Annotated in this window: 28 protein-coding genes, 1 tRNA gene and 2 pseudogenes; 19 read left to right on the top strand and 12 right to left on the bottom strand. The window is 72.9% G+C overall.

Annotation, left to right across the window (positions count from 1 at the left end; all coding sequences use genetic code 11):
- Positions 1 to 10: 10 nt before the first annotated feature.
- Positions 11 to 2,794 (top strand): CHAT domain-containing protein, encoded by a 2,784-nt coding sequence (locus ACZ4V1_RS14845; RefSeq protein ID WP_468334859.1) that lies wholly within the window; start codon positions 11 to 13, stop codon positions 2,792 to 2,794.
- 19 nt (positions 2,795 to 2,813) lie between these two features.
- Here the strand turns inward: ACZ4V1_RS14845 and ACZ4V1_RS14840 are convergent, their stop codons facing one another.
- Positions 2,814 to 4,634, bottom strand: a complete 1,821-nt coding sequence (locus tag ACZ4V1_RS14840; protein WP_468334702.1) for a LuxR family transcriptional regulator AbsR2 — start codon at positions 4,632 to 4,634, stop codon at positions 2,814 to 2,816.
- A 72-nt stretch (positions 4,635 to 4,706) separates the two neighbouring features.
- Here ACZ4V1_RS14840 and absR1 point away from each other — a divergent pair, with 72 nt between their 5' ends.
- Positions 4,707 to 5,786 (top strand): beta-glucuronidase AbsR1, encoded by a 1,080-nt coding sequence (gene absR1, locus ACZ4V1_RS14835; RefSeq protein WP_468334699.1) that lies wholly within the window; start codon positions 4,707 to 4,709, stop codon positions 5,784 to 5,786.
- A gap of 176 nt (positions 5,787 to 5,962) precedes the next feature.
- Here absR1 and ACZ4V1_RS14830 read toward each other — a convergent pair whose 3' ends face one another.
- Positions 5,963 to 6,166, bottom strand: coding sequence for a hypothetical protein (locus ACZ4V1_RS14830; RefSeq protein WP_468334696.1), 204 nt, complete (start codon positions 6,164 to 6,166; stop codon positions 5,963 to 5,965).
- On the opposite strand from ACZ4V1_RS14830, the gene ACZ4V1_RS14825 reads away from it, so the two are divergent.
- The 3 genes from ACZ4V1_RS14825 to ACZ4V1_RS14815 are packed head-to-tail and all read left to right on the top strand — an operon-like array spanning position 6,108 to position 6,983.
- Positions 6,108 to 6,449 (top strand): helix-turn-helix domain-containing protein, encoded by a 342-nt coding sequence (locus ACZ4V1_RS14825; protein ID WP_468334693.1) that lies wholly within the window; start codon positions 6,108 to 6,110, stop codon positions 6,447 to 6,449. The two genes, ACZ4V1_RS14830 and ACZ4V1_RS14825, sit on opposite strands and share 59 nt — an antisense overlap.
- A 22-nt stretch (positions 6,450 to 6,471) precedes the next feature.
- A complete protein-coding gene (locus ACZ4V1_RS14820; protein WP_468334690.1) occupies positions 6,472 to 6,855 on the top strand; it encodes a helix-turn-helix transcriptional regulator in 384 nt (127 codons plus the stop codon).
- Positions 6,852 to 6,983, top strand: coding sequence for a hypothetical protein (locus tag ACZ4V1_RS14815; protein WP_468334687.1), 132 nt, complete (start codon positions 6,852 to 6,854; stop codon positions 6,981 to 6,983). Before ACZ4V1_RS14820 ends, ACZ4V1_RS14815 begins: the two co-directional genes overlap by 4 nt.
- A gap of 448 nt (positions 6,984 to 7,431) precedes the next feature.
- Here the strand turns inward: ACZ4V1_RS14815 and ACZ4V1_RS14810 are convergent, their stop codons facing one another.
- Together ACZ4V1_RS14810 and ACZ4V1_RS14805 are read right to left on the bottom strand one after the other, a co-directional pair.
- Positions 7,432 to 7,626: a hypothetical protein gene (locus ACZ4V1_RS14810; protein ID WP_468334684.1), complete on the bottom strand. Its 195-nt coding sequence runs from the start codon at positions 7,624 to 7,626 to the stop codon at positions 7,432 to 7,434.
- On the bottom strand, positions 7,623 to 7,844 hold the full coding sequence (locus ACZ4V1_RS14805; protein WP_468334681.1) for a LexA family protein: 222 nt from the start codon (positions 7,842 to 7,844) through the stop codon (positions 7,623 to 7,625). Before ACZ4V1_RS14805 ends, ACZ4V1_RS14810 begins: the two co-directional genes overlap by 4 nt.
- 46 nt (positions 7,845 to 7,890) lie before the next feature.
- On the opposite strand from ACZ4V1_RS14805, the gene ACZ4V1_RS14800 reads away from it, so the two are divergent.
- Together ACZ4V1_RS14800 and ACZ4V1_RS14795 are read left to right on the top strand one after the other, a co-directional pair.
- Positions 7,891 to 8,229 (top strand): DUF6233 domain-containing protein, encoded by a 339-nt coding sequence (locus ACZ4V1_RS14800; protein WP_468334678.1) that lies wholly within the window; start codon positions 7,891 to 7,893, stop codon positions 8,227 to 8,229.
- 94 nt (positions 8,230 to 8,323) lie between these two features.
- Positions 8,324 to 8,749: a hypothetical protein gene (locus ACZ4V1_RS14795; protein WP_468334675.1), complete on the top strand. Its 426-nt coding sequence runs from the start codon at positions 8,324 to 8,326 to the stop codon at positions 8,747 to 8,749.
- 17 nt (positions 8,750 to 8,766) lie between these two features.
- On the opposite strand, the pseudogene ku reads toward ACZ4V1_RS14795, so the two are convergent.
- Positions 8,767 to 9,603: pseudogene (ku, locus tag ACZ4V1_RS14790) on the bottom strand (non-homologous end joining protein Ku); the annotation flags it as partial.
- A gap of 148 nt (positions 9,604 to 9,751) precedes the next feature.
- Between ku and ACZ4V1_RS14785 the strand changes: the two are divergent.
- Complete coding sequence (locus ACZ4V1_RS14785; protein ID WP_468334672.1) at positions 9,752 to 10,003, top strand: hypothetical protein; 252 nt, start codon at positions 9,752 to 9,754, stop codon at positions 10,001 to 10,003.
- A 218-nt stretch (positions 10,004 to 10,221) separates the two neighbouring features.
- Here the strand turns inward: ACZ4V1_RS14785 and ACZ4V1_RS14780 are convergent, their stop codons facing one another.
- Positions 10,222 to 10,707 carry a hypothetical protein gene (locus tag ACZ4V1_RS14780; RefSeq protein WP_468334669.1) on the bottom strand — a complete coding sequence of 162 codons (486 nt, stop codon included), beginning with the start codon at positions 10,705 to 10,707 and terminating at the stop codon, positions 10,222 to 10,224.
- Between the two features lie 244 nt (positions 10,708 to 10,951).
- Here ACZ4V1_RS14780 and ACZ4V1_RS14775 point away from each other — a divergent pair, with 244 nt between their 5' ends.
- The 6 genes from ACZ4V1_RS14775 (at position 10,952) to ACZ4V1_RS14750 (ending at position 15,587) form a co-directional block, all read left to right on the top strand.
- Positions 10,952 to 11,080, top strand: a complete 129-nt coding sequence (locus ACZ4V1_RS14775; RefSeq protein WP_345638333.1) for a lasso RiPP family leader peptide-containing protein — start codon at positions 10,952 to 10,954, stop codon at positions 11,078 to 11,080.
- A gap of 165 nt (positions 11,081 to 11,245) precedes the next feature.
- On the top strand, positions 11,246 to 13,078 hold the full coding sequence (locus ACZ4V1_RS14770) for an asparagine synthase-related protein (RefSeq protein ID WP_468334665.1): 1,833 nt from the start codon (positions 11,246 to 11,248) through the stop codon (positions 13,076 to 13,078).
- A gap of 6 nt (positions 13,079 to 13,084) precedes the next feature.
- Positions 13,085 to 13,345, top strand: coding sequence for a lasso peptide biosynthesis PqqD family chaperone (locus ACZ4V1_RS14765; protein WP_468334662.1), 261 nt, complete (start codon positions 13,085 to 13,087; stop codon positions 13,343 to 13,345).
- Complete coding sequence (locus ACZ4V1_RS14760) at positions 13,342 to 13,767, top strand: lasso peptide biosynthesis B2 protein (RefSeq protein ID WP_468334659.1); 426 nt, start codon at positions 13,342 to 13,344, stop codon at positions 13,765 to 13,767. Before ACZ4V1_RS14765 ends, ACZ4V1_RS14760 begins: the two co-directional genes overlap by 4 nt.
- Positions 13,764 to 14,699 (top strand): ATP-binding cassette domain-containing protein, encoded by a 936-nt coding sequence (locus ACZ4V1_RS14755; protein ID WP_468334656.1) that lies wholly within the window; start codon positions 13,764 to 13,766, stop codon positions 14,697 to 14,699. The genes ACZ4V1_RS14760 and ACZ4V1_RS14755 overlap by 4 nt, the downstream gene beginning before the upstream one ends.
- Positions 14,700 to 14,732: 33 nt before the next feature.
- Complete coding sequence (locus tag ACZ4V1_RS14750) at positions 14,733 to 15,587, top strand: ABC transporter permease (RefSeq protein ID WP_468334653.1); 855 nt, start codon at positions 14,733 to 14,735, stop codon at positions 15,585 to 15,587.
- A 10-nt stretch (positions 15,588 to 15,597) separates the two neighbouring features.
- On the opposite strand, the gene ACZ4V1_RS14745 is transcribed toward ACZ4V1_RS14750, so the two are convergent.
- The 4 genes from ACZ4V1_RS14745 to ACZ4V1_RS14730 all read right to left on the bottom strand — a co-directional run bounded on the left by ACZ4V1_RS14745 (position 15,598) and on the right by ACZ4V1_RS14730 (position 19,334).
- Positions 15,598 to 16,275 (bottom strand): response regulator transcription factor, encoded by a 678-nt coding sequence (locus ACZ4V1_RS14745; RefSeq protein WP_468334650.1) that lies wholly within the window; start codon positions 16,273 to 16,275, stop codon positions 15,598 to 15,600.
- Positions 16,218 to 17,384, bottom strand: a complete 1,167-nt coding sequence (locus tag ACZ4V1_RS14740) for a hypothetical protein (protein ID WP_468334647.1) — start codon at positions 17,382 to 17,384, stop codon at positions 16,218 to 16,220. Before ACZ4V1_RS14740 ends, ACZ4V1_RS14745 begins: the two co-directional genes overlap by 58 nt.
- A complete protein-coding gene (locus tag ACZ4V1_RS14735) occupies positions 17,381 to 18,622 on the bottom strand; it encodes a sensor histidine kinase (protein WP_468334644.1) in 1,242 nt (413 codons plus the stop codon). The genes ACZ4V1_RS14740 and ACZ4V1_RS14735 overlap by 4 nt, the downstream gene beginning before the upstream one ends.
- 638 nt (positions 18,623 to 19,260) lie before the next feature.
- Positions 19,261 to 19,334: transfer RNA gene (locus ACZ4V1_RS14730), tRNA-Pro, on the bottom strand.
- A gap of 80 nt (positions 19,335 to 19,414) precedes the next feature.
- On the opposite strand from ACZ4V1_RS14730, the pseudogene ACZ4V1_RS14725 reads away from it, so the two are divergent.
- From ACZ4V1_RS14725 to ACZ4V1_RS14705, 5 genes and pseudogenes are all read left to right on the top strand, one after another.
- Positions 19,415 to 19,764 (top strand): annotated as a pseudogene (locus ACZ4V1_RS14725) (bile acid:sodium symporter family protein); the annotation flags it as partial.
- A gap of 165 nt (positions 19,765 to 19,929) precedes the next feature.
- Entirely contained in the window at positions 19,930 to 20,277 is a 348-nt protein-coding gene (locus ACZ4V1_RS14720; protein ID WP_468334641.1) for a cupin domain-containing protein, read from the top strand.
- A 116-nt stretch (positions 20,278 to 20,393) separates the two neighbouring features.
- Positions 20,394 to 21,557 (top strand): Gfo/Idh/MocA family protein, encoded by a 1,164-nt coding sequence (locus ACZ4V1_RS14715; RefSeq protein WP_468334638.1) that lies wholly within the window; start codon positions 20,394 to 20,396, stop codon positions 21,555 to 21,557.
- Between the two features lie 114 nt (positions 21,558 to 21,671).
- Complete coding sequence (locus ACZ4V1_RS14710; RefSeq protein WP_468334635.1) at positions 21,672 to 22,841, top strand: phytanoyl-CoA dioxygenase family protein; 1,170 nt, start codon at positions 21,672 to 21,674, stop codon at positions 22,839 to 22,841.
- Between the two features lie 67 nt (positions 22,842 to 22,908).
- A complete protein-coding gene (locus ACZ4V1_RS14705) occupies positions 22,909 to 23,913 on the top strand; it encodes a Gfo/Idh/MocA family protein (RefSeq protein WP_468334632.1) in 1,005 nt (334 codons plus the stop codon).
- 31 nt (positions 23,914 to 23,944) lie between these two features.
- Here ACZ4V1_RS14705 and ACZ4V1_RS14700 read toward each other — a convergent pair whose 3' ends face one another.
- Positions 23,945 to 24,358, bottom strand: coding sequence for a VOC family protein (locus ACZ4V1_RS14700; protein ID WP_468334629.1), 414 nt, complete (start codon positions 24,356 to 24,358; stop codon positions 23,945 to 23,947).
- 212 nt (positions 24,359 to 24,570) lie between these two features.
- Positions 24,571 to 25,473: a sugar phosphate isomerase/epimerase family protein gene (locus ACZ4V1_RS14695; RefSeq protein ID WP_468334626.1), complete on the bottom strand. Its 903-nt coding sequence runs from the start codon at positions 25,471 to 25,473 to the stop codon at positions 24,571 to 24,573.

Raw genomic sequence — 25,473 nt, 5'->3', positions numbered from 1 at the left:
ACTGCTGCCGATGGTCTTCGCCGCCCCGGGCGAAGCGCTGGAGCGGGCGGAGAAACTGCTCGGGGACGATCCCGCACCGCTGCACGCCTCGATCGCCCATCAGGTGATCGGCATCTGGCAGCGGGACTTCGGGGACACCCGGCGGGCGCTGGCCCATCTCCGGCGCGCCCGCGATCTCGCGGCCCGCGCGGACTCCGCCGAGCGGGAGGCGGACGTACTGGCCACCCTCGGTGTCGCGCTGGTGCACTCCGGCCGTACCCGGGAAGGCCTGGCCGCTTTCGAGCGGGGCGTGGCACGCGGTACCGGGCACACCCGGGCGCGGGTGCTGTACCGGCGGGCGTACGTGTGGTGGGTGCTGGGCCGCCACGGCGAGGCGCTGGAGGACGTGCGGCGGGCGATCCCGGTGCTGCGGCAGGCGGACGACGTGATCTGGACCGCGCGGGCGCTGACCCTGCGGGCCACCGTGCACCTGGCGCTCGGCTCGGTGGAGCGGGCGGACGCCGACTTCACCGCGGCGGAGGCGCTGTGGGACACCACCGGCCAGGAGCACGACAAGGCGGACGCGGTGGAGAGCCGGGGACTCGCGGCGTTCCGCTCGGGCGACGTGCCGGCGGCGCTGCGGCTGCTGGACGAGGCGGAGGAGCGGTACGCGAAGCTGGGCACGCCGACGTTCATGCTCACCATCCGGCGCTGCGAGGTGCTGATGGCGGCGGGGCTCGCCCCGGAGGCGCTGACCGAGGCGGACGGGGCGATCGCCGCGCTGGACGGGATCGGCGGGCAGTCGACCCGGAAGGCGGAACTGCTGCTGGTCGCGGCGCGGGCGGCCCGGCTGGCCGGTGATCCGCAGACCGCGCTCGCGCGCGCGGCCGTCGCGGTACGGCTGTTCGCCGGACAGCGGCGCACCTGGTACGAGACGCACGCCCGGCTGGTGCTGATAGAGGCGCGGGTCGCGACGGGGCGTGCGTCGGGGCGGCTGGTCGCGGACGCGGCGGCGGTGGCGGATCGGCTGGCCGCGTTCGGGGCGCCGGCCGCGCCGGAGGCGTCCCTGCTGGCGGGCCGGATCGCGCTGGATCTCGGCTGGACGGCGGACGCGGAGCGGCACCTGGCGGTCGCCGCGCGCAGCCGGCACGGCGGGCCGCCGCTGGCGCGGATGACGGGCTGGGCCGCGCAGGCGCTGCGGGCGGGGTCGGCGCGGGGTGTGCTGGAGGCCTGCCGGCGGGGTCTGGACGTCCTCGACGACCACCGGATGACGCTGGGGGCCTCAGAGTTGCGGGCGCGGGCCACGGCGCAGGGTGCGGAGCTGGCGGCGCTGGCGCAGCGGGCGAGTCTGGTCTCGGGCGGGCCGCGGCGGCTGCTGGTGTGGAGCGAGCGCTGGCGGGCGACGGTGCTGTCGGCTCCGCCGGCCCGGCCGCCGGCCGACCCCGCGCTGCTGAGCGGCATGACGGCGTTCCGCGAGATCGCCTCCCGCGCGGAGGAGGCCCGGCGGGACGGCGGCCGTCCCGTCCCCGCCCTGGAGCGCGAACAGCGGCGCCTGGAACGGGAGATCCGCTCCCGCACCCTGCACATGCGGGGCGAGGCGCCGGACGGCGGCGACCGGTTCGACGTCGGGCGCCTGCTGGAGCGGCTGGGCGACGACGTACTGCTGGTGGAGCTCGCCGTGCTCGACGGACGCGTGCACGTACTGCTGTGCGGGCGGGGGCGGGTCCGGCGGTTCGAGGCGGGCCTGCTGGCCGAGGCGGAACGGGAGGCCGAGCACGTACAGGCCGGCCTCCGGCGGCTGGCCCACCCGGGGGCGGAGGCCCGGCTGCCGCTGGTGGAGGCGGCGGGCGCGCGCCTCCAGGAGCTCCTGCTGGGCCCCGCCGCGGCGCACCTCGGCTCCGGACCGGTCGTCGTGGTCCCCCCGGGCCGACTGCTCCGGGTGCCGTGGGCCCTGCTGCCCGCGCTGCGCGACCGGGTCCTCAGCGTGTCGCCGTCCGCGAGCAGCTGGCTCCGCGCGAAGGAGACCGCGCCCCCGCCGGGCGGCCGCCAGGTCCTGGTGCGCGGACCGGGGCTGGCGAGCGGCGGGGCGGAGGTGCCGGTGCTCGCCGACCGCTACGGGGGAGCGCACCGGCCCGGCTTCGAGGCGACGTGGGCGGAACCGCCGGGGCGCGGGTACGGGGAGACGACCGCGGCGCCGCACTCGTCGGCGTCCGGGGGCCGGGGTACCGGCGGGGGCGGCGGCGTCCGGCCCTCCTCGTCCGCCGGGCGGGGCGCGGCGGCGGCCTCCGCGCGGGAGACCGGCGTGCGGACGGCCGAACCGGCGGTCGGTGACCGGCACGAAGGGCCCACCGTGCTGGAGGGAGACGGGGCGCGGGTGCCGCGGGTGTTGCGGGAGTTGGACGGGGCCGCGCTGGCGCACATCGCGGCGCACGGAACCTTCCGGGTGGACAGCCCCTTGTTCTCGTCGCTGCGGATGGCGGACGGGCCGCTCATCGTGCACGACTTCGAGCGCCTCGACCGCAGCCCGTACCGGATCATCCTCTCCTGCTGCGACACCGCCCGGTTGGCCTCGGTCGGCGCGGACGAACTGCTCGGGCTGGTCACCGCGCTGCTGCCGCTGGGCACGGCCGGGGTGGTGGCGTGCAGCGCGCCGGTCAACGACGCGGCGGTGGTGCCACTGATGCTGGCACTGCACAAGGGCCTGGACGCCGGCCTGTCCCTGGCGGAGGCGCTGCGCGACGCGCGGGCCGCGTTGCCGGACGACGCGGTGCACCAGGCGACCGGCTGGGCGTTCTCCGCGTTCGGGGCGGCCTGAGGCCCCGAACGCCGTGCCGTCACGCGGGTTGGGGCTCGGGCGACTCCATCAGCCAGGGCAGGGCGCCCCGGTCGCCGGCGCCGAGGCGGGTGTAGGCGCCGTAGAGGTGGTTGCCGACGGTGCGGACGGACAGGGTGAGTCTCTCCGCGATCTGCCGGTTGCTGAGACCGGCGGCGGCGAGTGTGACGATCTGCCGTTGGCGGGCGGTGAGTTCGCCGAGCACCAGAGCGGACAGGGCGGGCGTGCGGGCGCCCTGGCAGCGCCGGGCGAGGGCGGCCGCCCGGGTGCGGGCGGTGCGGGCCGCGCCCGGGTCGCGGTGGGCGCGGACGGCCTGGGCGTACGCCTCGGCCGCGAAGAGCAGGAACCCGCGCCGTTCCAGCTCCCCGGCCGCGCGGTCCAGCGCCGGTCCGTCGCCCCGTGCGAGGGCGTCGGCGTGCGCGGCGAAGACGCCGGTCAGCCGGCCGGCCGCCCACTGTGGGGCGCCGAGCCGGACGGCGTCGTACGGGTCCCGGGCGGCAGCGGACGCCCGGACCGCCGCGTCCAGGTCGCCGCGCGCGGCGGCTGCCCAGACCGCGGCCACCCCGTGGCTCTCCGCCTTCGCGTCGCCCGACTGGGCGGCGGCCAGGGCCAGTTCCTCGCGGCAGGACGCGTCACCGGGACTCGTCCGCAGTCCTTCACGAGCCCAGGCGGCGGCCTCCCGCAGTCGGCCGCGCAGGCGTGCGAACCTGGCACGCAGCGCCGCGTACCGAGCCGGCAGCGGCGCCCCCTCGGCCACCAGCCACTCCCCCACGGGCGTCTCCCACGCCCGGACGTCGGCCTGCTCGATGCGCAGTGCCAGCGTGTCCCTCTCCGCCGTGAGGGCGGCGCCGCACTGGTCCGGGGTACGGGCCAGGCGCCGGGCCCGCAGCCTGCCCGCGGCGGCGCGCAGCACCGCGCCGTACAGGGGGTGACCGAGACGGGTGGCGCCGTGGTCGTCGACGGCGACCAGCCCCTCGGCCTCCAGGCGCTCCAGCGTCCACACGTCGAAGGTGTCGAGGTCGAGGTGGAGCGGCTCGGCGAAGGCGAGGCGTTCGAGCGTCTCGCGCTCCTGCGCGCGGACGCGGTCGAGGACGTGGGCGGTGCGCTCCCGCACGGCCGCGGTGATCGGCACCGGCCCGCGCCAGGCCCGCTGGTCCGTGCCCGGGACGGGGGTGAGCAGCCCTTGCGCGCTCACGGCGGTCGACAGCTCGCGCAGCAGCCGCAGATCGCCCTGGCACAGGCGGTGCAGCCGGTCGGCGGAGAGCGGCTCGAGTGCGGTGCCCGCACCGGCGGCGAGCAGTTCGGCGGTCTCCTCGCGGGGCAGCGGCTCCAGGGCCAGGCGCGGCAGCAGTTCCCCGGACCACAGCCTGGAGACCGCGCCCGGCACGGGGACGCCCTCCGTGGCGACCACCAGGAGCCGGGTGCGACCGTGCACGGCGAGCTGGTGCACGAGGGCGGCGGAGGCGTCGTCGAGCAGGTGCGCGTCGTCGACCAGCAGCAGCCGCACGCCGGACAGGAGGTGTACCGCGCGGTGCAGGGTGACGCCCTCGGGCAGCAGGTGGGCGAACGAGGCGAACGGTATCCCCCGGGTCTCGGGGGTACCGGCCGCCCTGGCGCAGTCGGTGCCGCGCAGGGCCTCCGTCACGAGCCTGGTCTTGCCGCAGCCGGCCGCGCCCGTCACCACGATGCCGCCGCGTCCGGCGGCCAGGGCCCGGCGTACCAGCTCCAGTTCGTCCGCCCGCCCGGTGAACGGCCAGGGCGTCCGAAGCGTTTTCGCGTCGCGCAGAGAAGTCGTCACGACAACATGAGTCGGCGTACTCATCCCTGATACAGGGCGACTTGAGTAGCCCCCGACTCAGGCGCCCGGACCGGCGCGGACGGCATTCTGGGGGCCATGACCGCACGCTACTGCTCGCTCGCGCAGCAGCCTGCCCCCGCGTTCGCGCCGGGGCTGGCCGCCGAGCGTCTCGCCGCGCTCGTGGGCGGACAGCGGATGTGGGTCAACGGCACCGTTCTGCACTACTGCTTCCTCGGCGGCGACACCGACTCCTCCGTCGTCCCCATGCCCGGCACCGGCCGGCCCCGGCGAGTGTCGTGGGTGGGTACCGACGAGCAGCGGGACGTGGTGCGCGACTGCTTCCGGGAGTGGCAGGAGCTCGGTGTCGGACTCGTCCTCTCCGAGGTCGGCGACCGCTCGGAGGCCGAGCTTCGGATCGGCTTCCAGCCCGGTGACGGATCCTGGTCGGCGGTGGGCAAGGACGCGCTCCGGGTCGGACTCAACGACCGTACGATGAACTTCGGCTGGGATCTGACGGCGTCCGGGGAGCGCGCGACGGCCCTGCACCAGATCGGGCACGCGCTCGGCATGCTGCACGAGCACCAGAGCCCGTATGCCGGGATCCTCTGGGACGACGAGGCCGTCTACGCCGAGCTGGCGGGCCCGCCGAACCACTGGAGCCGGGAACGGACGTTCCACAACATCCTGCGCAAGCTCGACATGGACGAGGTCAACGGACCGGTCTGGGACCCGCAGTCGATCATGGAGTACCCGTTCCCGTCGGGGCTGATACTGGAGCCGGAGCACTACCGCTCGGGCCTGCATCCGCCCGGTACCCTCTCGGCCGCCGACAAGGAGTTCGCCCTGCGTTGGTACCCGCCCATCGGCCGGCCGGGGCCGCTGGTCCCGTTCCGTTCGGTGCCGCTCGGGCTCGGGCCTGGCGAGCAGGCCGACTTCCGTGTGGATCCGCCGGAGACCCGGGAGTACACCGTGGGCACCTTCGGTGACAGCGACGCCGTCGTCGTGATCTTCGAGGAGCGGGACGGCGTGCCCCGCTACCTCGCCGGTCTGGACGACGGGGGAACGCCCCGCAACGCCACGATCAGGGCCCGTTTCGTCAAGGGCCGCCGCTATGTCGTCCGGGTGCGTCTGTACTCCTCGTGGGGTGCGGGCGAAACGGCGGTCATGTGCTGGTGACCGCCCTGCGAACACCCGGGCCGCCAGCGGCCACAGTCCGGCGCCGGGGGTAGGCGGCCGGGGACGCCACCCTTGGGGGACAGTGTCGTTCAGACACTGAACACGGTGGCGTCCCCGGCCAGCCGGGTCCCGCCTCTCACGGGGGAGGAGGCGGGGCCCGGTCGCGAGCGTTGGGGTTACAGCTCGATGATCTCTTCGATTAGGTCCAGCGTGTCGCCGAGGCGGCCGCGGAGTCGCTCGACCATGAGGATGAGGCCGGCGGCATCCAGCTGTGCGAGGTCTTCGGCTCGGGCGGAGTCGAGGTCGCGGCGCGCGTAGTCGATGCGGGCTCGCTGGAGGCCGGTGAGGGTCCCGGTGGGGTGGACGATGCCACGTCCCACTCCGCCCGACGACCGGGTCATCGCCCGCCGCCGGGAGGCCGGTGAGCAGATCCGGCGCGTACGCGAGCACCTGAACCTGACTCAGCAGGACGTGTGCGGCCGGTCGGGGATCGACGTCGCGGCATACAGCCGCATCGAGCAAGGCCACGCCTCGCCAAAGCTGGACACCCTGATCCGGCCTTTCCGGGCGGCGCGGCACATGGGGGACCGAATGTTCGGGCACCGTGCTCGCCCACGACGTCGAGAGGTTCGGGAAGGATGTTGCCGTGCCCGAGAGCCCTGAAGCAGAGGGGAGCCCGCGCTTGATGACCACCACCGAGATCGCGGCGGAGCACGGGGTCACCCGGCAGACGGTGCACTCGCACCGCAAGCGCGGCGTCTTCCCGAAGCCCGTCGAGGGTGAGGGCAGCACGCGCCCCCGGTTCCGGGCGGACGAGGTGACCGCGTTCTTCGCGGCGAACCCTCCGACGCCGGGCAAGCGGACCGACCTCCCCGCCAAGCAGCAAGGAGAGCCCGCCGTGAGCGGACACCTGACCAGCAACCTGAACCGTGAAGACCAGCAGGCGAGCGAGCAGCTGCACGCGACCGCGAACATGATCGAGACCCGATGGCCGGGCGAGAATCCGACGCTGGTCCGGGATCTACGGGACCTCGTGGCCACGATCGAGGAGGAGTCGGCTCACCCGTGATCGCGATCTACCTGCCCGACTCCGGCAGCCTCCCGCCGTGGGTGGGGATCGTCGTCGCTGTCGTCGTCCTGCCGCTGCTCGCCTTCCGTGCGTACCGGCTGTGGCGGTCATGGCGGCGCAGGCGATAGTCGGCGCAGAGGCGCGGGATACTGCCGCTCCTGCAGAGCCCGAGCAGTCGCCAGTGGGGGGAATCCATGAACGACAGACCACAACGCCCGCTACGTCCGGACGAGGAGGAAGAACTCGCCCGCTTCCACAACGGCGACACGCTCGGCGGTACCCCCGTCGTACGCCCCGCGCCTCCGCTGGAGAGGTGTACACCTGCCTGTCCGAGGCCGACGGCGCGTAGCCCCAGAGATTGGACCGCCCCCGTCTCGCGGGTCGAGGCGGGGGCCTTCGTACGCCCGGCTCAGCGGCTGGCGCGCACTGAGATGCGGTACTCGCCGACCGGACCATCCGCTGGCGCGGCCGGCGAATGCGCGGACCGCTCGTAGCGGTAGCGGCGCAGGATCTGCCGCCAGGCGCGGGCGGCAACAGGGTAGGGGCGGGGGCCATGCCGGACAGGATGACAGACGATCACCGCGGGTCCGGCCACTCCGTCAACAGGGCCCCGGGCTCTTCTTCGGTGAGGGTGACGCGGGCGTCGGGCCGGCCGCCGTGCTCCCCGACCCACGAGGTGAACTTGGCGCGCGCTACGCCCTCGTCGTCCCACCAGCCCTGGAGCATCTGTCGCCCCTCGGCGGTGACGCTCACACGGTAGCGGCCGGTCATACGAGCCGGATTCCGCGCGCGGTGCCAGGCTCCCGGGCGATGGCGCCTTTAGCCTCGAGCTCGCGCAGTTGGTAGTGGACGCTCGACGGGCGGAGCCCGACGGCGGTGGCGATCTCGGCGACGGTGGGGGCGTCGCCTTGGTCGGTGATGGCCAGGCGGATGACGCGGAGGATCTCCTCCTGCCGTGGGGTGAGGTACTCGACCCGGTGTCTGACCATGCCCTCAGTAGAAACCTTGTTCGATTTTTGGCGCAAACTGAACGGTGTGACCGATCTTCCACCCGACCTGCCCCGCCTCCGGACGCTGGAGACGTGGCTCGCCTACGCCCTCGACGAGGTGCGAGCCGCCATCCGGCTAGCGGAGCAGCGGGAGCAGGAGCGGCAGCGCGGCATCCAGGAACGGCCCCGCCCGCCCGACTGGCTCCTCGAGCAAGGCCTCAACCGTGACTCGCCGCCCGTCCAGATCCACCAGGGCGACTGCTGGAACGCCGGCAAGCGCACCCGCGGGCTCAGCCTCGACGAAGCCCGGCGCGCCATCACCGAAGGCGCCAAAGCCTGCGACGTGTGCCGGCCCGACACGGCACTCGGATTCCTCGACAGTTGAAGCGACAGGAGCGGGCCTTGCGGGATGCCACCCACCGCAGGTGGGTACGACTGCTGACTTCGGGCACGGTCGACGTCGAGGGGGACGTGTAGACGTGAATCAGACCGCAGTCGTCATATCCGGGATCGCCCTTGTGATCAGCCTCTGCTCGCTCTACCGGTCGGTCCGCAATGACCGCCGGGACATCACCTTGCGGCTGCACGAGTCACTGATCGACCCGAAGCTTCAGGCTGGGCGGAAGGTCCTGCACGAGATGCAGGACGTCGAAAGCCTGCCCCCTGAGGAGTACGAGCTGGCGAACCGCGCCCTGGCAAGCCTCGACATCGCAGGCTTCTACTGCGCCAAGAAGTACGTGAGCGAGAAGGACTTCCTTGATCTCTGGGCACCGGCACTGGTCACGCTGGGCCGGTCCGCGGCACCGTTCCTCGCGCACCGCGACGCCCAACGACCGAAGCCAGTGTGGCCCTACTACAGGCGTCTGACCGAGAAGGCCGAGCAGCAGCTCGGCAGGGAAGGGTAGGCGCCATCGTCCAGGCGGACCTCTTCGGCTTCCGCGCCGTCGCCTTCTTCGCCGCGGTCTTCTTCGCGGCCCGCTTCTACGGACTCCTGCAAGGCAGCCATGAGGTCGACCAGCTGCCCCGACTCTGCAGCCGGTTCCGGCGCGGCCGGCGGCTCCCGATGCTCCCGCTTCGCCTCGATCAGCTCCGCCACGGCCTCCGTGTACGTGTCACGGAACTCTGGGGCGTCCAGGTCGTCGCGGGTCATGGTGTCCATCAGCGCGAGCGCACCCTCGATCCCCTCGTCTGTGAGCTCCACGGGCGGCGGGGTCAGCGACGACGGGTCGCGGATCTCGTCCGGCCGGCGCATCGCATGCAGCACGATCGCCTCTCCGCGGACCCGCAACAGGCCGAGGCGCTCCCTGCCGGACCATGCGTACCGGGCCACGGCCACCCGCGACGACCGCTCCAGAGGCTGGCGCAGCAGCTTGTACGGCTTCGCGGCGACCTGCCCGTCCGGGGCCAGGTAGTAGCCGTCGCCGATCCGAATCGGGTCGATCGACTCCCACGGCATGAACGCGACGATCTCGATCGCCTTCCTCTCGATCGCCTTCGCCGTCGGCAGAGGCAGGTCCCGCAGCTCCTGATCAGAGATCGGTACCACCAGGTCGCGCGCAACCTCGTAGCCCTTGCCGATTTCGTCAGTGCGGACCTCCCGGTCCTCCAGCTCGCACACCTTCCGGGTTCACACCCGGGCCATGTCCTCCAGGTGCACCCGGTGAAAGTGGATGCTGTGGTCCTCCGTCGCGGAGACGACGTGGATAGGCACGGCGACCAGGCCGAAGCTGATGGCGCCGGACCAGATGGTGCGGGGCATGGCGAACCTCCGAGACGGCCTCGAGCACAGCCAGCCTACGAGCGGCGCAGCCCCACCGCTGGGAACATACCCCCACACAAGGGGTGAATAGGGGCACATGCCGAGGGCACTCCGTCCCATGGATCCCCCACAGGAACGGAGCCACCCAATGATCGTCAAGAAGATGCACGACATGGGCGTCAAGAGCGAACACGCCTACCTCGCCGCCTTCGCCTCCATCGGCCTCACCGTCGCCGCCTGGGCCACCAGCCTCAAAGCCGAACCCGGCGTCAACCTCGACCGCGCCGACCGATGGGGCCTCTTCGTCGGCGAATGGGCGCCCACCTTCTTCGGCCTCGGCCTCGCCCTTTCCCACTACGAACAGCACGACGGCACCCTCGCCCACATCCACGAAGGCTGAGCCAGCCAGGCCACCGCACCGCGGCAGCGCCCGCCTCTGGCAGAAGGGGCGGGTACTGCCGCGTCGCCACGCAAGAGGCTTGCCTGGCCGAGTGGCGTGCGGGCGAGCCGGACGTCTGGACGCACTGACCAGGCCGGGCGTACGGTCGTGGGGCGTCACCAGAGGGGGCGCCCTCGACGGCCCGGCGCACCCCTCGGGGACGGCGGGCCTCGTGCTGGTCAAGTCGTGACGGCCACCCACGCCACGACAGCCAGCGCCGCGACGAGCAGCGCCCAGCCGACGCGCCGCAGAGCGACGCGCCGCTGCTCCCGGCTCATGCCGCGATCACCCCGCCCTCCGTCCAGATCCGCCCGCGCCCGGTGCAGTGCGCGACCGGCACCCGGCCTTCCCCGCCGTGCACGTCGATGGTCCCGCCGCACGCGCACGGAGGTCTCCAGCGTCCTCTGCTGCGCCGCGATGTCCAGGGCCCGCTCGACCCGGGCCGCGGCGCCGGCCGCGACGGCCCCGATCCTGCGCTCCGCGTCCTCGACCAGCCGCCGGCACGGGCCCGGGGCGCGCTCGATCCGGGCGAGGAGCCACAGCGCGGCGTGCGACGCGGTCCGCCGGCCGGTGTACCTCCAGCGGCGCGGGTCCACCAGGTCGGCGTGGGCGAGCTCGGCGCGGCGGGCCCGGTCGGTGCAGCCGGACTGGTGCCGGCCGGTCACCGAGCTGCATCGGGTCCCGCTCCAACGACCGGAGGTGCGCGGGCTGGTGGCGTTCGTAGTCCAGCTGCTCGGCGTCGACCCTCGAACAAAGGCGTGTTACCCGAACAGGTGTCGTGCGCGGGGGCGGGCCGGTCCATAGCGTTGTGCCAGGCGGACGGGCCGGATCAGCGAATCGGGTCGTTCCGCCGGACCGTACCCGGCGACCGGGATCACCGGCGCCGCCCGACAGATGGAGGTGGCTTTCGTGGCCAACGAAAACGAGAACGTGTACGAGGTTCCCACCCTGATCGAGGTCGGCGACTTCGCCGAGCTCACCCAGCTCACGTCGCGGGGCTACTGGATCGACAGCCCGTGGGGCGCCTGGTGGCTCTGAGCCGCCCGTAGGCCCCACAGGGCCGAGTGACACGGGCGACACCGCCGGGGCGGCAGTCTGACGAACCGGCCGTTCCGCATCCCGGTCACTCCACCTCGGGGTGGCCCGACCGACGCCACATGCCGGTCGGGCCACCCCACTCTGGCACTCCGGTGGAGGATACGCATGGAGTTCGTGGTACTTCCCGATCATTCAGCCGGCGCCGAGGCCCTCGCAGCGGGACCGTCCCCCGGGCTGCCGCGTCCCAAGGTGATCGCACACCACTCGGGGCGCCCCTGGCTCGTGGGCGACTGGCGAGACGACGAGATCGTGTGCGTCTCCGCGGGCCCGCGCCGTCTGGCCCTGCTCGGCTGCGCGACCGTCCACCCCGGCGTCCTGGAGGCTCGGTTGGGCCGGGCCCGGTCCTTGGCGGACCTGGACGACATCGCCCGACTGCCCGCCGGCAGCTTCCACCTCGTGGCATCGCTCGATGGCGACGTCCGGGTCCAGGGCACGCTGTCCACCGCCTGCCAGGTGTTCTACGCCCGCGTCGCCGGTGTGACGCTGGCGGCCTCCCGTGCCGACAGCCTGGCCGGACGCATCGGCGCGAGCGTCGACGCGGAACGCGTGGCACTCGAACTGCTTTCCCCGTTCGGACCCCCGGAGCCGCTCAGCGAGGGTTCGGTGTGGCGTGGTGTGCGCAGCCCGCGTATCGGGCACTGCCTGGAGATCAGCCGCGACGGCACCGGGCGCACCCGGCGTTGGTGGACGCCGCCCGAACCGGAACGTCCCCTGGGCGACGGCGGGTTCGTCCGCGAGGCGCTGTTCGACGCCGTGGCGGCGCGGACCGCGAACCAGAAGGTGGTGAGCGCCGACCTCTCCGGCGGTCTCGACTCGACGAGCCTGTGCTTCGTCGCCGACCGTTCCGCCGGCACCGACCTGGCCACCTTGCACTACGAGGCACACGGCGGCCGGGGCGAGGACCTGGCACACGCCCGCCGGGCGGCGGCGGCGCTGCCGCACGCCCGTCACGTGGTGGTGCCGCCGACGGAGACGCCGGACTGGTACGCGCCGTTCGAGCACACCCCGCACGACCGGGAGGGCCCGCTGATGTTCGTCCGGGCCAGGGCCACCGTCGAGCACCAGGCCGCTCTCGTCGCCTCCCTGGGCGCACGCCGTCACCTCCAGGGTGTCGGGGGCGACGAGCTGTTCCTCCCGGGCACGATGTGCCTGCACGGGCTGCTCCGGCGCGACCCGGCTGCCGCCCTTCCGCACGTGCGGGCGCTGCGGTCCAGGCGCCGCTGGTCGATGGCCACGACGGCGCGCACGATGGCGGCCGCGCCGTCCTACCGCCGTTGGCTGGCCGCCGAGGCGGACGAACTCGCCGCGGACCGGGCCTGGGGCTCGGGGGCGTACTGGGAGGTCTCGGCGAAGTTGCCGCCCTGGATCACCCCGGACGCCGCGTCGACCGTACGCCGCCTGATGCGCGAAGCGATCGCGGCGGGCCCCGAGCCGCTGGCCGCGCTGCCCGTACAGCACGAGATGATCTGGATCAACCGGGTCAACGGCACGGTGATGCGCCGCAATTCGAGTATCGGCGCCCACGCGGGCGTCTCCTTCCACGCCCCCTACACCGACGACCGGGTACTGGAGGCGGTCCTGTCCGTGCGACTGGCCGACCGGGTGGCCGAGCACCGGCTCAAGCCCGTGCTCGCGCGGGCACTGGACGGCGTCGTGCCGGCTGAGATCCTCCACCGCACCGGCAAGGACGACGCCAGTCCCACCCTGTTCTCGGGCCTGCGCCGGCGCCGCAGCGAGCTGCTCGACTTCGCGGAGAACACGCGCCTGGCCGGCATGGGGCTCATCGACGGGGTGGCTCTGCGTCGGCTGCTGGTCACCACCCACGCCGACACCCGGCCGCTGATGCCCTTCGACCCGACCCTCGCCTGCGAGTTGTGGCTGCGAGCCCTGCCCCTCGAGGGCACGGCCACCGCCGTGCCCTCGCTCCGAACCACGTAAGGAGGCATGATGACCTTCGCCCTGGTGCCCGAGGTGTCCGTCGCCGACACCGAGAACGGCACCGTGCTGCTCGACGAACGCAACGGCCGCTACTGGATGTTGAACCGCACCGGTGCCGTCGTGCTGCGCTGTCTGCTGGACGGCGAGTCGCCGCAGGAGGCCGCCCGGACATTGCTGCGGCGCTACCCCGACGCGCCCGAGCGGGCCGCTGCCCACGTGGAGAGCCTGCTCGACGCCCTGCGTACGGCCAAGGTGATCGTCCCGTGAGCGGCGGAACCACCCTGCGCCTCGAGTCCGCCGACCCTCCGCCCTGGTCGCTGCGCCCGCCCGCCGTGCTCGCCGCCGGCGTCGCCCGCGTGCTGACTCGGCTGCCGCCGGCCAGGCTGCGCCGCGTACTGGCGTTCGCCAGCCGGGGCGCAGGCCCGGCGAACGTGGCGCAGGCGCTGCGGGCGCGCAACGCCGTGGTGTACGTGAGCCTGGCCTGCGCCGGCCCGCGCTGTCTGCAACGGTCCGTCGCGGTGGCCCTGTTGTGCCGACTGGGCGGCACCTGGCCCCAGTGGTGCACCGGTGTGGTCACCGAGCCCTTCGGCGCGCACGCCTGGGTGGCCGTGGACGGCGAACCCGTGGGCGAGGACGACGCGCACGTCGGCGCCTTCCGCGTCATCATGTCCGTACCGCCCCGCCGGTGAGCGCCCCCGAATCCACGGCGGTCCGCACCCGCGGCCTGCGGCGTGTCTACGGCGACACCGTGGCGGTGCACGGACTGGATCTGACGGTGGCCGCGGGGGAGAAGTTCGGCTTCCTCGGCCCCAACGGCGCGGGCAAGTCCACCACCATCAGCATGCTGTCCACCCTCCTGCGCCCCAGCGGAGGGCGGGCGGACGTGGCCGGAGCGGACGTCGCGCTCCGCCCCGACGAGGTCAGGCGCAGGATCGGCGTCGTCTTCCAGGAACCGACCGCCGACCGCGAACTGACCGGGTGGCAGAACCTCCACTTCCACGCGCGCCTGTACGGCATGCCCCGGCGGGAAGTGCGCGCCCAGGCCCGCTCGTTGCTCGACCTGATGGGCCTCGCCGACCGCGGTGACGCACCGGTCGGCACCTACTCCGGCGGTATGCAGCGCAGATTGGAGGTGGCCCGGGCCCTGATGCACCGGCCGCGTGTGCTGTTCCTCGACGAGCCGACGACCGGACTCGACCCGCAGAGCCGGTCCCAGGTCTGGCAGAAGCTGCACGAGCTCGGCCGGCAGGACGGCGTCACCGTCTTCCTGACCACGCACTACCTGGAGGAGGCCGAGAACTGCGACCGGATAGCGGTGATGGACCACGGCCGCCTGGTGGCCCAGGGGACGCCTCACGAACTCAAGTCGGCGGTCGGCGCCGACACCGTGCACCTGCGGACGGACGACGACGCGGATACCGCCCGGTCGATCCGGGAGCGGTTCGGTCTGGACGCCGAGGCGACGCGGGAGGGGGTGCGGGTCAGGACGGCGGACGGGGCGCGCTGGGTTCCGACGCTTTGTGCCCACCTGACCACGGGGGTCACGTCGGTGACCGTCACGCGGCCCAGCCTGGACGACGTGTTCCTGCACCACACCGGCCGCTCCATGCGCAATCCGTAGAAGACGAGCAAGAGGAAGAGGGAGGGAGCCGACGTGCTGGAGTCCATCACGCAGCGCCCCGGCAGGCTCACGACGCGGTCGCCCGGCCGGCGCGCCGCCGAGCTGGCCGCGCTGCGGGCACTGGTCCGACGGGAGGCGACCCGGCTGGTCGCGAGCCCTGCCCAGGCGGGTCTGACGCTGCTGAACCCGCTGCTCTACTTCGTGGTCCTCGGGACCGGGCTGCAGGGCATGGTCGGCTCCACATCCGGCACCGGGGACTACATGACCTACGTCTACCCGGGGATCCTGATGATGGCCGTGCAGATGCCCGCGCTGAACGCCGGGATGTCCATCGTCCGCGACCGGGAGACGGGGCTGCTGCGGGCCGTGCTGGTCGCTCCGGTGCGGCGGGACACCTTCCTGGTCGGCAAGTGCCTGGGCAGCACGGCGACGGCGACCGCGCAGGGCGGCCTGCTCCTCGCCTTCGCCCCACTCGCCGGCCTGCCCTACGACCCGCTGCTGCTCCTCGCGCTGCTCGGGGAACTGGCGCTGGTGGCCTTCACCCTGACCGCGCTGGTGACCCTGGCGGCCGTCCGTATCACCCGGATCGAGACGTTCCAGTCGGCGCTCGGCGTGACCATGCTGCCGCTGTTCTTCCTGTCGGGCGCGATGTTCTCGGTGGAGGGCCTGCCGGTGTGGCTGGCCGCGATGACGCTCGTCAACCCGCTGACCTACGCCGTGGACGCGCTGCGACAGACCGTGGCCGGGGCCGCGCCGGGCGGCGTGCTCCCGGCCGGGCCGGACTGGGGCGGCTGGACACCGCCGCTCCTCGTCGAACTGCTCGTGATGTGCGTGCTCGGCCTCGCGGCCCTGGTACTGGCGGCCCGCCGCTTCTCCCGTGCCCGCTAGCGAGTGGCCTTCACGCCGGTGGCGGCGTCCACTGGGGCGAGTCCGCGAGTTCGGCGGTGGTGACCAGGCCGTCCTCGATCGCCCGGGCCAGCATGTCGGTCTTCGTCGGTGCGGGCCGGCCGACCTGGGCGTACTTGACCCGGGCCCGCTTGATGTACATGTCCACGGTGTGCACGGACACGCCCATGCGGCGGGCCACCGACGCCTTGGACATGGACTGGAACCACCACAGGAGCGACGTCCGCTCCTGCTGAGACAGCTGAGGGGCCACCGGACTGCGGTCGGACACCAGAACGCCGGCCGTCGTCGGCGGCACGTAGGGGCGGTCCGACGCGGCGGCGCGCACCGCGTGAAGCAGATGGGCCTGGCCCTCGCTCTTGGTGACGAACCCGGCGACGCCCATGTTCAGCACGTCCAGCACCAGCGACTCGTCGGTGAACTGCGAGAAGACGACCAGCCGCCGGCCCTCGGCGGTCAGCTCACCGATGTCCGACAGCACCAGTCGACCGTTGAGGTTGAGGTCCACGATCAGGACGTCCACCGCGCCGGAGCGCAGGTCCGCCGTGGTGTCGCCGGTGTGTCTGACGCGGATGCCGGGCTCCTCGGCCAGCCAGGCCCGGACACCGTCGATCACCACCGGGTGATCGTCGACGATGCCGACGTCGAACGCGGTTGCGGTACGCGCCATCGGGATTCCAGCCACAGCAGGTTCTCCTTCTCGTCGAACAGCACCGATGTGCCGGCGGAACGCATCGTGTGCGGCGCCGCGGGGGCGGCTGCGTCGGCCACCACGCTCACTGTCACCTCGCCGGCCGTCACCACGACGGTGACCCGGGCGGCGGTCTTCGCCGACGCGAGGGCCAGGAGCGGGCCGTCGGTCAGATGCCGGCGCGCCGCCACGGGGACGTCGGGCAGTTCCCCGTAGCAGACGAACGTGACGTCCACGTCCCGGCGTTCGGCGACGTCCGCGCAGGCGCGCAGTTCGTGCAGCAAGGGATGGGCCGCGTCCTCCGTCTCGGCGAACAGCCTGCGCAGTCGCGCCGCCTCGATCGCGCTCGATCGTTGGACGCCCTCGTCGCCCGGGTGCGCACGGCCCTCGGCCAGGTCCTGCAGCAGCGGCGCGATCCGGTCGCGCAGATAGCGGTAACGCCGCCGCCGCTCGGCGTGCCGGGTCTCTTCGGCCGCCTGTCGAGCCATGCGGTTGGCCTGCGCCCGCGCCGCGCCGGTCGTGAGCCGGGCGGCGTGGTGCAACTCCCGGGTGAGCAGGACGAAGGCGAGCTGGATACCGGCCGTGGTGTAGGACTGGGCGATCAGGCGGGACCACGCCTCATGGGTGTCCAGTTCGCCGTGCACCCCGAGTGCCGCCGTCGTCATCGCGACGGTACAGGCGAGGAGGGCGACCAACTCGCGCGTCGGGCGCTGCATCAGGAGGAGTACGCCGAACCAGCCGACCGTGTTCGCGGCCCAGCTGAGGTCGCCGATCGCCTCGCCGCGCGGATACGTCGCGACGGCGGCGATGCCGGCCAGTAGTGCGACGGACGTCAGGAACGGGGCCAGACGGCCGCGTAGCGCGGTCCGGAGCAGGAGGACGGAGCCGACCAGCTGGACGGCGGCAAGTACCAGCCAGGAGGCCAGTGCCGCCCACGCCGGTTCGTACCGCGACCAGCCGCGCACCAGGATCAGCGAGTCGTAGCCGAAGTGCCAGACGGCGACGATGACCACGACCACGACGTTGATCACCCGGGTGTACCGGACCGCGACCAACTCGCCCGCGGGGGCGCCCGTGTCGCTCCTCATCGCGGCCACCGCAGCGTGACGTGGACGCCGCCGCCGGGGCGCGTCTCGATGAGCGCGTTCCCGCCCACCGCCGCCATCCGGCCCTTGATCGACTCCCGCAGCCCCCTGCGGTGCGCGGGTACGGACGTGGGGTCGAAGCCGCGTCCCGCGTCCAGTACCCGGACGACCACACCGGTGCCGACCGGTTCCACACGCACCTGCGCCGCTGTGGTGCCGGAATGCCGGACAACGTTCGTCAGGGCCTCCGCCACGGCATCGACGAGCGCGGTCAGGACCCGGTGGGGCAGGGGCAGCAGTACCGGAACGGTCCCGAGCTCCACCGTCAGCGGGGGCAGTCCGGGCCTCGCCGCGAAGGCCGCGGCACGCAGCGCGGTATCCAGTCGGACCAGGGGCGTGGCCGTGTCGTGGGGGCCCGCCGGCCCGGCCGGGTACGCCGAGGCGTCCGGGTCGGCCCCGAGAGCCCGGATGACGCGGAGGTCGGCCACGGCGCGGTCGCGCAGGACAGCGGAATGCTCGGTGATCGCTCCGGTACTCACCATGGTGAGGGTGGCGAGCACGGTGTCGTGCAGTCGCCGTTGCTGATCGCGTTCGTCCGCACGGGCCGCCGCCCTCGCCAGCTCGTTCGCACGGGCCTCGGCCTTGGCCACCAGCGCGGAGTCCGCCGATCGGGCGGCGCGGCGCAGCAGCATGAACATCCCGGCGCTCAGAGTGCCCTGGAGCAGGAGTACGACGGGAGCCTCCCGCAGCCCCGGGGCGCCGGCCGTGTAGGCCGCGGTGATCACGACGGTCGCAAGCAGTCCGTGGGGCTGGCGCAGGAAGCACTGTGCGTTGAGCACGGTGACGCTGGCTATGAGGTCCACCCATCCGGAGCCGGCAGACGCCGCCAGTACCGAGGCGGGTACCAGTTGGCCGTGGAGCAGGCAGAGCACGGCGCAGACCGCGACATCACCCGCGGCGAACCGGAAGGCCGGCCGGCCGCGGAGTGTGTGGACGCCGAACGAGCCCGCCCAGACCAGCACCGCGGCGACGGACAGCAGCACCCACACGGGGTTCGCCGCCGATCCCAGCCCCAGCAGTGCGACCACCGCGGCCACCGCGGCGCTGGACATCCGTAGAACCACGGTGACCAGCAGGGCCTGACGCTCCAGGCTGAGTACGGCCGGACCGTGGGCCGGCAACGCGCGCTGCCCCCGGACAGGCGCCGGGGCACGGCCGATGAGCTCGCGTTGCTCGGACATCAGTGCGGTGCCCCCGGTATGGGGGACAGGTCACCCCCGCGACGACGACACGGGCAGGACCGGGCCTGCGCTGGAGGTAAGGGGTGACCGCCTCGACCGTGCCAGTGCCGTGGATTCCGTCGGTGCCACCGGTGTTGTCGGCGCTCTGGGCAGCCCGGGTGCCGCCGTGGCGAAGGACGGCGGCCTGCTGAAGGGGCTCGACCGCCGGTCCGGACCATGCGATGCGACGTGGACACTCGTTGCACGATGCGGTCCTTCCGGTCGGTGGTGTCGTCTCAGTGAGCCTCGACCATGGACTTTAGGACCATCGTGAGCTTCGGATTTTGTCAGCCGTGCATGGAACTGTGCCAGTAGTGCACAGCCGCGACCGGACACCCCGGGCGCCCCGGGGACACTCACCGGGCGCGCGCGGGAGCGAGGAGTCGGGGGGGAGGAGTGAACGACCGTGCAACGCATGTCCGCCCCGCGCATACCGTCGCGTTCGGACGCGAGCAGGGCTGGATGGGGCGTTCGGCCAGGGGGCGGGGAGGTATCCCAGCGGCATCGTCAGGCGCCGGTCTCCGGCTGGTCCCCAAGAATGGTCAAGGGCCGGTTTCGAATCCCTCCGAAAACCGGCCCTGAACTGCGACTGTCTCCAGTCGGGACGACAGGATTTGAACCTGCGACCCCTTGACCCCCAGTCAAGTGCGCTACCAAGCTGCGCCACGTCCCGGTGCGCGCCCCACGCTCCGTGTGATCACGCAGGTCAACCCTACCCCATCCACGGACCGGGAACGGAGTCTGCGGCTGCCCCCGCCGCTGGCACTGTTGCTGGCCGGCGAGTACCTGCCGGTGGACGCCGGGTCCATGGTCACGGACATCCTCAAGACGGTGCCGCTTCCGGTCCTCGCGGGCCTGGCCGTACGGCTGCTGACGGCCTCGGGCTGGCGCTCGGTTACGGCGCGGGGCGCCTCGGCCGACTCGGTGAACCGGCCAGCCGTGCCATGGCCTTCGAGGTCGGCATGCACAACTCCGGCCTCGCGGCCTCCCCGGCCACCACCCACTTCAGCCCGCCGGCGGCCCTGCCGGCCGTGGTGTTCTCCGTCTGGCACAACGTCTCCGGCGCCGTGGCCGCGGCGTGGCTGTCGCGCCGGGGGCGGTGACCCTCCCGGGCGGCCCACCGTGACGGCGCCGTTCGCATCACTCGGTCGCAAGCCGGCGATCGCGTGGACGCCACACGGCAGGGCGACGAAGTGTCCGCGGGCCCGGCCGGATACACCACACCCTGTCGCCCCCGGCGCACCGTGCGCCCCGGTTAGCGTCACGGCATGACCCACAGTTTCGTTGTCCATGTGCCCGACGCCGAGCTCGAACTCGAGCCCCTCTCCCCCGCGCAGATCGTGTCCGGCGCGCCCGAGGTGACGGGCAGGGTGGTCTGGCGTTCGGCGGACGGCCGCCAGGAACGGGGCGTCTGGCAGATCACGCCGGGCGTCGTCACCGACACCGAGGCGGACGAGATGTTCGTCGTGCTCAGCGGATCGGCCACGATCGAGGTGGAGGGCGGTCCGTCGCTGGCGGTGGGGCCTGGCGACCTGGCCGTGCTGCGCGAGGGCGACCGTACGACGTGGACGGTGCACGAGACGCTGCGCAAGGCGTACGTGATCAATCTCGGGTAGGTGGACGGCCCTGGGCTCGGACGGCCGGCGTTTGTCCTGTCAAAAGGTTGACATGATGCCACTGCTCGCCCAGGGTGGGCGGGACAGAGCAGGGACCGGTCCGAAGAGGGGCTTTCATGGTGGACGCGCTGGGTGTCGCCGTCGTCGGTTTCGGCTGGATGGGCCGGGTGCACACCCAGGCGTACGCCCGCGTCCGGCACCACTACCCGCAGCTCGCCCTGCGCCCGGAGCTGGTCACGGTCGCCGACGAGGTGCCGGGGCGGGCGGAGGAGGCCGCCGCCCAGTTCGGATTCGTGTCGACGACCCGGGACTGGCGCGACGTGGCCGCCGACCCGCGGGTGGAGGCGGTCAGCATCACCGCCCCGAACTTCCTGCACCGGGAGATCGCCGTCGCGATGGCCGAGGCCGGCAAGCACATCTGGATCGAGAAGCCGGTCGGCCTGTCCTCCGAGGACGCTCGTGCGGTGGCCGACGCGGTCGCCAAGGCCGGGGTCCAGGGCGCGGTCGGCTTCAACTACCGCAACGCGCCGGCCGTCGAGGCCGCCCGCGAGCTGATCGCGTCCGGGGAGATCGGCGCCGTGACGCACGTCCGCATCCGCCTCTTCAGCGACTACGCGGCCCATCCGGAAGGCGCGTTGACGTGGCGCTTCGAGCGGGAGCGGGGCGGCAGCGGGGTGCTCGGGGACCTGGCCTCGCACGGCGCCGACCTGGCCCGCTTCCTGCTCGGCGACGTCACGTCGCTGACCGCGGACACGGCGGTCTTCCTGCCCGAGCGGGCCCGGCCCACAGCGGCCACCGCCGGTCACTCCCGGGCCGCGGGCGGTGAACCGGGCCCGGTTGAGAACGAGGACTACGTCAGCTGTCTGCTGCGCTTCGCCTCCGGCGCCCGCGGTGTCCTGGAGGCCTGCCGGGTCTCGGTCGGTGAGCAGAACAACTACGGCTTCGAGGTGCACGGCACCAAGGGCGCGGTGTTCTGGGACTTCCGCCGGATGAACGAACTGGGCGTCAGCCGCGGCACGGCCTACCAGGACCAGCCGGTCAGCACCGTCTACGTCGGCCCCGCGCACGGCGAGTTCGCCGCCTTCCAGCCGGGATCCGCGAACGCCATGGGCTACGACGACCTCAAGGTGGTGGAGGCCCACCGCTTCCTGCGCTCGATCGCGGAGGGCACGCCGCGCGGCGCCACCCTGCCGGACGCGGTGCACAGCGCCGCCGTACTGGACGCGATGGCGCGGTCGGCCGAGCGGGGCTCCTGGGTCGAGGTCCGACCGGGGGACTGAGGACAGGACACCCGAAGAACACCTCCACGGCACAGCACCGCACCGCCGGGACCGCCCGCACCCGGCCGGCGTGCCCGTACCGCATCCCCGTCCCCGGTCACCGAAAGGACGACGATGTCCTCCACTCCCCTCCCCGCCCACCGCGCCTGGCTGTCCGAGCGGGACTGCGACCTCGACACGTTCCGTGCGCTCGTCGAACAGCGCACCGACCCCGCCGACCATCCGCGGGCCTCCGGCGTGGACGGGAACGCCCCGGTCTACGACGCCGGCCGGCTGCGCGACGACCGCGGGACGGCGGCCGAGCTGGTCCGCGCCCTCGCCGACGGCCCCGGCATCGTCGTCCTCAAGGGAGCGTTCCCGGACCTGTCGGTCGTCGACCGCGCCACCGAGGTGTTCGACGCCCTGATCGCCGGACAGCGCGCCTCGGGCGCCACCGCCGGCGACCACTTCGCGGCGCCCGGTGCCAACGACCGGGTGTGGAACGCCCTGGAGAAGGCGGCCCTGCACGACGCCGAGGCGTTCGCCGACTACTACGCCAACGACGTGCTGGCCCTGGTCGCCCGGGCGTGGCTCGGCCCCGGCTACCAGGTCACCTCCCAGATCAACGTGGTCAACCCCGGCGGCACCGCCCAGACCGTGCACCGCGACTACCACCTCGGCTTTCTCTCCAACGAGGTCGCCGCCGCCTATCCCGCGCACGTGCACCGCCTCTCCCCCGTGCTCACGCTGCAAGGCGCGGTCGCGCACCGCGACATGCCCGTGGAGTCGGGGCCGACGATGTACCTGCCGCACTCCCAGAAGTACGAACCCGGCTACCTGGCCTGGCGGCTCCCGGACTTCCGGGCCTACTTCGAGGAGCACCACGTGCAGCTGCCCCTCGCCGAGGGCGACGCGGTCTTCTTCAACCCCGCGCTCTTCCACGCGGCCGGCACCAACCGCTCGGCCGGCATCCGCCGCATGGCGAACCTGCTCCAGATCTCCTCCGCGTTCGGCCGCGCCATGGAGACCGTGGACCGGGAGGCGGTGGCGAACGCCGTCTACCCGGTCCTGCTGAAGCGCCGGGCCGAGGGTGTGGGCGAGCGGTGGGTGGAGAACGTGATCGCCGCGAGTGCCGAGGGATACCCCTTCCCCACCGACCTCGACAGCGATCCGCCGGTCGGCGGTGTGGCCCCGCCCTCCCAGTCGGACGTCGTACGACGGGCGGTGCGCGAGGAGTGGACGCCGGAGGCACTGCGCGAGGAACTGCGGGCCGGCCGGGAACGCAGGGAGAGCCGAAGGACGTGACGGACGTGACGGACGTGACGGACTGAGTACCGACCACGGCAACCACGCACAAGGAGCAGCGAACAGCATGCGTATCGGAATCCTCGGCCTCGGCCGTATCGGAGCCTTCCACGCCGAGACCCTCTCCGGACTCGACGCCGTCGACTCACTCGTCGTCGCCGACCCGTTCGCGGACGCCGCGAAGACGGCCGCCGAGCGGTTCGGCGCCGAGGTCGCGGACTCGCCCGAGGCGGTGCTGGCCGCCGGGGTGGACGCGGTGGTGGTCGCGGCGGCGACCGACGCCCACCCCGGGCTGATCCTGGCCGCCGTCGAGGCCGGCGTCCCCGTCTTCTGCGAGAAGCCCGTCGCCCGCACCATGGTTGAGGGCGTCGAAGTGCTCAAGGCGGTCGCGGGTCATGACGTGCCGATCCAGATCGGCTACAACCGCCGCTTCGACGCCGGGTTCGTCGCGGCGCGGGCGGCCGTACGGGCAGGCGAACTGGGCAAGCTGCACACCGTGCGGTCGACCACGCTGGACCCCGCGCCACCGCCCGCCGCGTACATCGCCGCCTCCGGGGGCATTTTCCGTGACTGCTCGGTGCACGACTTCGACATCATCCGCTGGGTGACGGGCCGCGAGGTGACCGAGGTGTACGCCGTCGGCGGCAACCGCGGTGCCGGCTTCATCAAGGACGCGGGCGACGCCGACACCACCGGGGCGATCCTCACCCTGGACGACGGCACCATCGCCGTGGTCTCCAACAGCCGCCACAACGCGCGTGGTTACGACGTCCGCATGGAGGTCCACGGTTTCGCGGACTCCATCGCCGTCGGCCTGGAGGACAAGCTGCCGCTGCGCTCGGTCGAGCCCGGCGTGTCCTTCCCGGGCGGCACTCCGCACGACTTCTTCATGGACCGCTTCGCCGCCGCCTACCGCGCCGAACTCACCGCGTTCACCGAGGTCGTCGCCGGCACCCGTCCCTCCCCCTGCACGATCGAGGACGCGCTGGAGGCAGGCTGGATCGCCGACGCGTGCACCCTGTCGCTGCACGAGCACCGACCGGTGACGATCGCGGAGGCGCGGCGGGGTTGAGCCGGGCGTGAGGGCCGGCGGGCCGCGCGGGTCAGTCCGCCGGCTCGCTGATGTTCACCATCCAGGGGATGCCGAACCGGTCCGTGCACATGCCGAAGACGTCTCCCCACATCTGCTTCTCCAGCGGGACGTCGACGGAGCCGCCGGCGGACAGCTTCTCCCAGTAGCCGCGCAGCTCGGTCTCGTCGTCGCCGCTGAGGCTCACCGAGAAGTTGTTCCCCGGGCTGTGCTCCATGCCGGGCGGGGTGTCGGCGCCCATCAGGGTGAATCCGCCCGGGGTCTCCAGCATGCCGTGCATGATCTTGTCGGCGTCAGGGCTGTCGGACTCGCCGAACGTGCCGAAGGTGCTCAGCGTCAGCGTGCCGCCGAACACCTGCTCGTAGAACTCCATCGCTTGTCGGGCATCCCCGTCGAAGCTGAGGTACGGGTTGAGACGCGAGGTCATGACTGCCTCCCATGACGGGACGAAGTGTCAGTGCTGTGCACGCTAACGCGCACCACTGACAACGGCCCGTCGAGCGGCGCGCCGGCGGGACCGGCCCCGTCGGTGGAGCCCGCCCTGCCGGCAGGTCGGCCTCAGGCCCCTCAAGCCCCTCAAGCCCCTCAGGCACCTCGGGCCCCTGCGCTCAGGCGCTCAGGCGACCCCGGCCGCTGCTCTCAGGCACCGCAGGAGCGCAGGAACCTGCGGGTCCGGACGGCGATGGGCAGGGGCTTGTCGGGCTCGCAGGGGTACATGTCCTGCTCGACGATGGCGAAGAGGTCCACACCCAGTTTCTGGGCCGCCGTGAGCACCGGACCCAGCTCGGGCACGCCGTTGGGCGGCTCGCACATCACCCCGCGCTGTACGGCCGGCCCGAACGGCACGCCGCCCGCCCGTACCCCGGCGAGGATCTCCGGGTCGACCTGCTTGAGGTGAAGGTAGCCGATGCGCTCGCCGTAGGTCTCGATCAGCTTGACGCTGTCGCCGCCGCAGTAGGCGTAGTGACCGGTGTCCAGGCAGAGACCGACCAGGTCGGAGTCGGTGGCGTCGAGGAAGCGCTCGACGTGCTCCTCGGTGTCGATGTGGGTGTCGGCGTGCGGGTGGACGACGATGTCCAGGCCGTACGTCTCCTTCACCTCGTGGCCGAGGCGTTCCATGCCCTTGGTCAGGTGGGTCCACTGCTCGCCGGTCAGCTCCGGCGGCTCGAGGATCTCGGCGGTCTTGTCGTCCCGCCAGAAGGACGGGATGACGACGAGGTGCCCCGCGCCCATGGCCCGGGTGAGGGCGGCGACCCGGCTGACCTGCTCCCAGGTGGCGTCCCATTCGGAGGGGCCGCGGTGCAGGCCGCAGAAGATGGTGCCCGCGGAGACCTTGAGGCCGCGCCGGGTCACCTCGTCGGTGAGGCGGGCCGGGTCGGTGGGGAGGTAGCCGTAGGGGCCCAGCTCGATCCACTGGTAGCCGGCCTCGGTGACCTCGTCGAGGAAGCGTTCCCAGGGCACCTGCCGGGGGTCGTCGGGGAACCAGACCCCCCAGGAGTCGGGTGCCGAACCGACGCGGATGCGGTCGAGAGCAGCGGGCAT

It is taken from the genome of Streptomyces sp. NPDC028991 (assembly GCF_055564775.1).
Note: the sequence above shows the minus strand (reverse complement) of the source record. Positions and strands in the feature narration are given on the sequence as shown.